Raw genomic sequence first — 8,130 nt, forward strand, 5'->3', positions numbered from 1 at the left:
GGCGGCTTGCTGCGGGCACGAGCTTCGGGAGGGTCTCTATGCGCGTTCTACGACGGGCCGCGGCCGCGATAGATCAGTCGTAGACGCCTTGTCCAGGCTCCGTTCTGTCAGGCGGCGGCCCTCACCGCCGCGCAGCACCCGGCGTTCCGGCACGCCGGCACCGCAGAACGGGGATGACCGGATGCAGTCCCAGGTCTATGTGATCTCTGGTGAGAGTGTGGCGGCCTGGCTGCCCCACTTCTGCGCGGCGGACCTCACCGCCCCGCGGCTCGTCGTGGCCGGGAAGGACGCCGGCTTCGACACGGTCCGGGACGTCCCGGACGGGGCCGGGCTCGTGTTCGTCTCCGACCACGACACGCTGGCGAGGGACGTCCGCTGGGCCGCGGAGCTGCGGCGGGCCGGCCGTGCCGTCCGCTGCCAGTCGGCCGACGCGGTCGCCCTGGCCCTCGACAAGGTCGAGATGAAGGCGTTCCTGCACCGCAACGAGGTGGCCACACCCGCCTGGAGCGCCCCCGGCCACAGCGTTCCGGGCTGGCCGGCCGCCGAGACCGAGGCGGTCTGGAAACGGCGTACGGGCACCCAGAGCCAGGGCATCCGCCTCGGGCTCACCACCGAGCGGCCGGCCGACGACGAGTACGGGGAGCTGTACCGCGAGGGCGTCGAGTACTCCGTCAACGTCTTCGCCGGGCCGGGCGGCGTCACCGCCCTGCCCCCCGTGTGGAAGGGCCCCACCAGCAGGGAGCTGGTGCCGCCGTGGCGGCGCACCCGGCTGTGCGGGCCGACCGCCGTCGGACCCGGCCTCGCCCGGCACCTGACCGGCACCGCCGCCCGTCTCGCCCGGGACCTGGGGGCCGACGGCTTCCTCGAAGTGGAGTACCTCGTCGGGGACGACGGCGAACCGCACGTCCTGGAGATCAACCCCCGGGTGTCCGGCACCCTGCGGATGGCCGCGCTGGCCGCCGCCGAACCCGTCTTCTCCTGGTACGACGCACCCGCGCCGCCCGGGGCGCTGCCCGCCCTCAGACATGTGGTCGAGGTCCCGAACCCGGGGCCCCAGCTGATCGTGCGGGAACTCGGCGTCTACGCCACCAGCCGGCTCACCGTGGCCGGCGACACCCCGGAGGAGCTCGCCGACCGGATCGGCGGACTCCACGAACTGGGCCTGCTGCCCGGCTTCGCCACCCGGCTCCTGGGCGACGCGGCGACCGCCGCGGGCGCCGCCCCGCCCACGACCGCCGGCGCGTCGGCCCTCGCCCGGGTCTGACCGACCGGGCCGCGCCCCGCACCGGCCGGCGCCCACGGCTCCGGCCCGCAGCGCACCGGCCGGCCCCCCCCGGGCCCGCGCCCCACCGACCACCACCGTTCCACCCTTCACCGCCCACGGACCGCACAGGTCCTCCCGATTGGAGAACCGCAGTGACCTCCGAGACCCTTGAAACCGTCTCCCTCGACGCCCGGATCGGCGCGCACCTCGCGCAGCGCTTCAGCCCCGCGAAGACCGCCGAGCTGACCCGGTCGTTCGCCGAGGACGGCTTCGCCCTTCTGACCGGCCTGGTGCCGGACGACCTGTTCCAGTCCCTGAGTGCCGAGGTCGACGAGCTGGTCTCCGCGGCCCGCCGCATCGACATCGAGATCCCGGCGACCGGCAACACCCTGCGGGCGATGAGCACCGTCAACCGCGGAAGCATCCACCGGGGGGCCACGCTGATCCCCGAGATCTACCGCTCCCCGGCGCTCAAGGAGTTCCTCGGCCGGATCGCCGGCGAGGAGGTCATCGACTGCCCGTGGGACGACGAGCAGTACGTCATCACCCGCCAGCACCGTGCCGGCGACACCCACGGCTGGCACTGGGGCGACTTCCCGTTCACCCTCATCTGGCTGTTCGACGTCCCGGAGCACGAGGCCGGCGGAGCCCTCCAGACCGTGCCCCACAGCCACTGGAACAAGCAGGACCCGCAGGTCGAGAAGTGGCTCGCCGCCACCGAGCCGAAGACCTGGACCTTCCGCACCGGCGACATCTACCTCCTGCGCAGCGACACGACCCTGCACCGCACCACCCCGCTCACCCGGGACGTCACCCGCACCATCCTCAACACCTGCTGGGGCGGCCTCGCCGACCTCGACCGGGAGCAGAGCCACGAGACCATGTCCGCCATGTTCGGCGACGACGCCGGGGAGGCCTGATGACCACGTCCATGACGGCCGGTCAGGAACAGTCCGGCCAGGAGCAGTTCGACGTCAGCGTCTTCGACCGCGACGACCTCTCCTTCGACGTCGTGCGCAACGACGAGGAGCAGTACTCGATCTGGCCGGAGGGCCGGGAGATACCGGCGGGCTGGGAGCCCGCCGGATTCCGGGGACTGCGCGGCGACTGCCTCGCCCACATCGACCGGGTCTGGACCGACATGCGGCCGGCCAGCGTCCGCCGCTGGCTGGAGTCCGCGGAGAACGGCGGCTGACATGACCACGAACCAGGACCCGGCCGCGGCCGGCGACCGTGACCTGCCCGGCCTCCTGCGGAGCGGCCTGGCCGCCCACCCCGACCGGGTCGCGGTACGGGACCGGTACGGCACCGTCCTCACCTACCGGGACCTCTGGGCCTCGGCACAGGCCGGGGCCCAGCGCCTGACGGCCCGGGGCATCGGCCCCGAGGACCGGGTCGGCGTCCTGGCCGAGCGCACGGCCGGGACCGTCGTCGCGGTCCTGGCCGTGCTCCTCGCGGGCGCCGCGTACGTCCCCGTCGACCCGGCCTCCCGCGAGCGCGGCGACACCGCGCTGGACCGCGCGGGCGTCCGCGAGACGCTGGACGGCGCGGCCCCGGTCCACGTCCCGCCACCGGGGACCGCCCCCGCCTTCGCACCGCGCGCCGCCCACCCGCGGCAACTGCTCTACGTGCTGCACACCTCGGGCAGCACCGGAGAGCCCAAGGGCGTCATGATCGAGCAGGGCTCGGTCGCCTCCTTCGTCACCTCGATCCGCGACCTCTTCGAGATCACCCCGGACGACCGGGTGCTCCAGTTCTCCTCGTTCGCGTTCGACACCTCCGTCTTCGAGGTCTTCACCGCCCTGGCCGCCGGTGCCGAACTGGTCGTCGCGGGACGCGAGGAGCGCGCCGACGTCCTCTCCCTCACCCGGATGATCCGGGACCACGGCGTCACCGTCGCCGACATCCCGCCCAGCGTCCTGGAACTGATGGACCCCGAGGACGTCCCCGGACTGCGCCTCGTCTTCTCCGGCGGCGAGCCCTGCTCCGGCGCGCTCGCCGACCGGTGGAGCCGCCGTCTGGCCTTCTGGCACGGCTACGGACCCACCGAGGCCACCGTCGCCGCGACCGCCTGCCTCCCCGGCCCCGACGGCACGGCCGGCGCGCCCCGGGTGCCGCTCGGCCACGGGATCGGCGAGGCCGACGTGCGGGTCCTCGACGGCCGGCTCGACCCCGCCCCCGCGGGCGCGGCCGGCGAACTGTGCGTCGGCGGGCCCGTCGTGGGCCGCGGCTACCGGGGCGCGCCCTCCGCCACCGCCCTCGTCTTCGTCCCCGACCCCGCCTCCCGCGAACCCGGCGGACGGATGTACCGCACCGGCGACATGGTCCGCAGGGAGGCGGACGGCACCCTGCTCTACCTGTCCCGCCGCGACCGGCAGATCAAGGTCAACGGGGTGCGCATCGAGCCCGGCGAGATCGAGAACGTCCTGCGCCGCGACCCGGCGGTCCGCCAGGCCCTCGTGGACGTCTTCCGGGTCGACGGCCGGGAGCTGCTGGCCGCCGTCGTCACCGGCCGGGACGTCTCGGCGGACGCGGTCAGACGGGCCCTCGCCGCCTGGTTCCCGACCTGGATGGTGCCCGAACGCATCCTGGTCCTGGACGCCATGCCCCGTACGCTCACCGACAAGGTCGACCGGCAGGCCCTCACCGAACGGCTCTCCGAGACCCGGCCGGAGGACGGCACCGGGGCCGGCGGCGGCTTCAGCGAACTGGAACAGCGGGTCGCCCGCGAACTGTTCGCCCCCGCCCTGGGCCGCGAGCCCTCCGCACCCGACGACGACTACTTCGGACTCGGCGGCAACAGCCTGGAAGCCATCAGGATGCTGACCACCGCGCCCGGGATCTTCGGTGTGGAACTGCCCGTGGGCGACTTCATCGCGGACTCCACCGTCGCCGGTGTCGCCCACTCCCTGGCCGCCGCCCTGGAGACCGTGGGAGCCGGCCATGACCGCTGAGGACCTCCGTACGGTCACGGCGGCCCCCGGCCTCCCGCCGCTCACCGCCGCCCAGGAGGAGATGTGGGGCGCCGCCGTCGGCGACCTCTCCACCGTCGGGCTCCGGCTGACCGGGCCGCTCGACGAAACCGCCCTCGAACGGGCGCTCGACCTGCTCGTGGCGCGCCACGAGGGGCTGCGCTGCACCGTGCGCGTCTCCGGCCGGGGCCGCCCCGAACTGGCCCTGTCGCACACACCCCGCACCGCCCTCGTCCGCTCCGGCCCGGTGGACCCGGGACGGCTCGCCGACGCCGCCCGCACCCTGGTCGCCACCGCCGGGCCGGACGCCGAACCGGGACTGCGCGCCGCCCTGGTCCGCCAGTCGGCCGGGGAGCATCTGCTGCTGCTCGCCGCCCATCCGCTGTGGGTCGACGAATGGTCCTGGCAGATCCTGCTGCGGGAACTGGGCGAGGCCTACACCGCCGAGACCGGCGGCCCGCCGCCCGGCCCGGCACCCAACGGCATCCGCGAGGCCGTCCGGATGCTCGGACGGCGGCAGGCCGAGGGCCGGTGGGACGCCCACACCGCCCACTGGCGGCAGCGCCTCGACGGGGCCCCCACCGGCCTCGCGTTCCCCGTGCCCGCCCCCGCCGACGCCGGAGCACCCGGCCGCAGCGCCGTCGTCGAACGCCGCATCGCCCGCCCCGTCGCGGACGCCTTCACCGCACTCGGCAAGGCACTCGGCACCGCCGACTGGCTGAACCTCCTGGTGCTCCTCGCCTGGACCACCGGCACGCAACTCGGCACCGACCGCACGATCGTCGGCGTCCCCGCGGCCGGCACCCGGCTCCTGCCCGGACTCCAGGACACCGTCGGACGCCTCAACGGCATGCTCCCCGTGCCCTTCCCGCTCACCCCCGGCACCGGATTCGCCGCCGCCGCCCTCGCCGCCAACGAGGCGGCCAAACAGGACTTCGCCCACCAGGAACTGCCCTACCGGCTCGCCCTCGGCACCGGCGGGCACCGCGCACCGGCCGCCTTCAGCATGCGCTACCCGCTGCACCGCCCGCCCGGCTTCCGCGGCCTGGACGCCGAGCCCGTCCCCCTCGACGACGCCCCCGCCCCGTACGACCTGTGGATGCGGGCCACCGCCGACGACGACGGCCTCCGCCTCGCCTGGTGTTACGACCCCGCCGCCCTGGACACCGCCACGGTGACCGCGATGGCCGACGCGTACACACGGCTCGCCGAGGACGTCACCCGGCAGCCCGACACCCCCCTCGACATCCTCACCGGCGCCGCCTTCGGCCGACGCCGCGCCCCCGGACCCGCCCCCGCCGTGCGGACCGCGCTCGCCCGCATCCGTACCGGCGCGCCCACCGTCGTGATCGCACCCGGCCTCGACGGATCACCGGACGCCGGTGACTCGCTCGCCGCCCAACTCCCCCCGGAGTTCCAGGTGATGGAACTGCGGCTCGCCGGGCCCCCGGGCCGGGACGTGACCCGGCTCGCCGCCGAGTCGCTGCGCTCCCTGCCCCGCTCCGTCCTCACGGCGGCGACCCTGTTCGCCGGCCGGGGATGCGCGGGTCTCGTCGCCCAGGAGATGGCCCGGCTGGCCGCCTCCGGCACCCGGGAACTCGCACCGGTGGCCGTCATCGACACCGAACCCTTCCAGCCCCCCGCCCCCGGCCGGGAGACACTGCTGCGCCGGTACGCCGCCGAACTCGGCGCCCCGCCGCCCTGGACCGCCCGCGATCTGGCCGAACAGGACGAGACCGCCCTGCTGCGCATGCTCGCGGACGCCCTCGGCGACGGAGCGCCCACCCCGGCCTCGCTGGCCGACGGACTGAGCCGGTTCACCGAGAACCACACGGTGTGCGCCGGACACCGGCCCGTCCACCACGGCGGCCCGCTGCACGTGCTGATGACCGGCGGGAACCCCGCGTCGGCCAGCTGGCGCCCGCTGACCGACCGCCTCTACATCCATCTGGTGGGCAGGGACCGGCAGCTCGCGCCGCCCGCGCGCCGCGTCGCGGACATCCTCGCCCAGATCGCCCTCGAACACTGGCACACCACAACCGGACGAATCGGAGCGTGATCGAGAAATGACGCCCTTGACGACCGCCGTCTCCCCTCTCCCCGCCGCCCTGCCGACCCCGGACGGCGGCTCACGGACCGTCACCCCGGCGCAGGCCGGCACCGTGCACGGTGCCGTGGCGCTCCGTGCGGCACGCACCCCCGGTGCGGTGGCCCTGTACGACGGAGGACCGGTCACCTACGCCGAACTCGACGCGGCGGCCGACGCCCTGGCCGCCGCCCTGCTCAGAACCGGCATCGGCCGGGAGGAACGGGTCGGCGTGCACTGCTCGCGCGGCGCCGACTTCGTGATCGCCGCCCTCGCCGCGCTGAAGGCTCAGGCGGCCTATGTGCCGCTCGACCCGTCCTACCCGGCGGAGGCGCTGGAGCGCATCGCGTCCGGGGCCGGTCTCTCCGCCGTCGTGACGGCCGGCCCCGACACCGGCGCCTTCCCGGACCGGGGCGTGCCCGTCGTCCCGGTCCGCGGCCACGCGCCCGCCGCACCGGCCGCCCACCGGGCCGGCCACGGCGGACAGCTGATGTACCTGGTGTTCACCTCCGGCTCCACCGGCGAACCCAAGGGCGTGGCCGTCACCCACGCGGACGTGCTGGCCCTGGCCGGCGACGACGCACGGCTGGCCGTCCGTCCGGGGCAGCGCGTCGCCCACCTCGCGCCGACCGCCTTCGACGCCTCGGTCTTCGAGATCTGGGTGACCCTGTGCCGCGGCGCCACCGTCGACGTGGTGCCGTCCGGCCCGGTCACCGTGGAACGCCTCGGCGGCCATCTGCGCGAGCGGCGCCCCGACTGGCTGTTCCTGACCACCGGACTGTTCCACGCCATGGCCGACCACGACCCCGAGGGCCTGGCCATGGCCGGCACGATCCTCACCGGCGGCGACGTGCTGTCCCCGCAGCACGTGCGGGCGATCGCGGCCCGTACCCGCGTCCTGGCCGCCTACGGCCCCACCGAGACCACCGTCTTCGCCTCCCTGCACACCGTGGACCCCCACGCCGACCACGACGCCGTCCCGCTCGGCACCCCGCTCACCGGCATGGGCATGCGGGTGCTGGGCCCCGGTCTGGAAGCCGTCGAGGACGGCGGGACCGGCGAACTCTGCCTCTCCGGCGCCGGACTGGCCCGCGGCTACTTCGGCGCACCCGGCCGGACCGCCCTGCGCTTCGTGCCCGACCCCGCCGGCACCGGGGAGCGCGTCTACCGCACCGGCGACCTCTCCGCCCGCCGCCCCGACGGGGAGTTCACCTTCCACGGCCGCGCGGACCGCCAGGTGAAGATCCGCGGCTTCCGCGTCGAACTGGGAGAGATCGAGACCTGCCTCAACCAGCACCCCGACATCGCCGCCGGAGTGGCCCTGGCCGTCCCCGCCCCCGGCGGGAACCGCCTGGTGGGCTACGTCTCCGCGACACCCGGCCGGACGGTCACACCCGGCGGCGTCCGCCAGTGGCTCGGCGACCGGCTGCCGCCGCACCTGGTCCCCGGAGTGGTCGAGATCCTCGACACGATGCCGCTGGACCGCAACGGCAAGTTCGACCGCGGCGCCCTGGACGCCCCGTGGGCCAGCCGGGACGCCCTGGACGTCGGCGAGTTCCGGGCACCGGAGAACGCGCTGCAGTCCACGCTGGCCGGTGCCTTCGCCGATGTCCTCGGCATCGACCGGGTCGGCGTCGACGACGACTTCTTCCGGCTCGGCGGAGACTCCCTGCGCACCGTGGACCTGCTGGCCGTGCTCGCCGAGGCCGGACACGGCGTCCGGCCGCGGGACTTCTTCCGCGGCCCCACCGTCGCCGAACTCTCCGCGCTGCTGGAGAGCCGCGCCGGCGCGGGCACGGAGGGCTGAG

Annotated in this window: 6 protein-coding genes; all 6 read left to right on the top strand. The window is 75.2% G+C overall.

Annotated features, from left to right (window positions below; all coding sequences use genetic code 11):
* Positions 1–181 precede the first annotated feature (181 nt).
* The 6 genes from ACZ4FH_RS29790 to ACZ4FH_RS29815 all read left to right on the top strand — a co-directional run bounded on the left by ACZ4FH_RS29790 (position 182) and on the right by ACZ4FH_RS29815 (position 8,129).
* Entirely contained in the window at positions 182–1,264 is a 1,083-nt protein-coding gene (locus tag ACZ4FH_RS29790; RefSeq protein ID WP_467308767.1) for an ATP-grasp domain-containing protein, read from the top strand.
* 152 nt (positions 1,265–1,416) lie between these two features.
* The gene (locus ACZ4FH_RS29795; RefSeq protein WP_467308768.1) at positions 1,417–2,184 is read left to right on the top strand and encodes a HalD/BesD family halogenase; all 768 of its coding nucleotides are present in this window, start codon (positions 1,417–1,419) and stop codon (positions 2,182–2,184) included.
* A gap of 11 nt (positions 2,185–2,195) precedes the next feature.
* Entirely contained in the window at positions 2,196–2,459 is a 264-nt protein-coding gene (locus tag ACZ4FH_RS29800; protein ID WP_467308827.1) for an MbtH family protein, read from the top strand.
* Position 2,460: 1 nt separating this feature from the next.
* A complete protein-coding gene (locus ACZ4FH_RS29805; RefSeq protein WP_467308769.1) occupies positions 2,461–4,218 on the top strand; it encodes a non-ribosomal peptide synthetase in 1,758 nt (585 codons plus the stop codon).
* Positions 4,208–6,295: a condensation domain-containing protein gene (locus tag ACZ4FH_RS29810; RefSeq protein WP_467308770.1), complete on the top strand. Its 2,088-nt coding sequence runs from the start codon at positions 4,208–4,210 to the stop codon at positions 6,293–6,295. Before ACZ4FH_RS29805 ends, ACZ4FH_RS29810 begins: the two co-directional genes overlap by 11 nt.
* Before the next feature lie 7 nt (positions 6,296–6,302).
* On the top strand, positions 6,303–8,129 hold the full coding sequence (locus ACZ4FH_RS29815; RefSeq protein ID WP_467308771.1) for a non-ribosomal peptide synthetase: 1,827 nt from the start codon (positions 6,303–6,305) through the stop codon (positions 8,127–8,129).
* Position 8,130 lies beyond the last annotated feature (1 nt).

It is taken from the genome of Streptomyces sp. NPDC024555, assembly GCF_055559335.1.

Bases quoted from the DNA above. Each gene is read 5' to 3' on its own strand.
- ACZ4FH_RS29805 (WP_467308769.1), top strand. From the start codon at position 2,461: ATGACCACGAACCAGGACCCGGCCGCGGCCGGCGACCGTGACCTGCCC.
- ACZ4FH_RS29810 (WP_467308770.1), top strand. From the start codon at position 4,208: ATGACCGCTGAGGACCTCCGTACGGTCACGGCGGCCCCCGGCCTCCCG.
- ACZ4FH_RS29815 (WP_467308771.1), top strand. From the start codon at position 6,303: ATGACGCCCTTGACGACCGCCGTCTCCCCTCTCCCCGCCGCCCTGCCG.
- ACZ4FH_RS29800 (WP_467308827.1), top strand. From the start codon at position 2,196: ATGACGGCCGGTCAGGAACAGTCCGGCCAGGAGCAGTTCGACGTCAGC.
- ACZ4FH_RS29790 (WP_467308767.1), top strand. From the start codon at position 182: ATGCAGTCCCAGGTCTATGTGATCTCTGGTGAGAGTGTGGCGGCCTGG.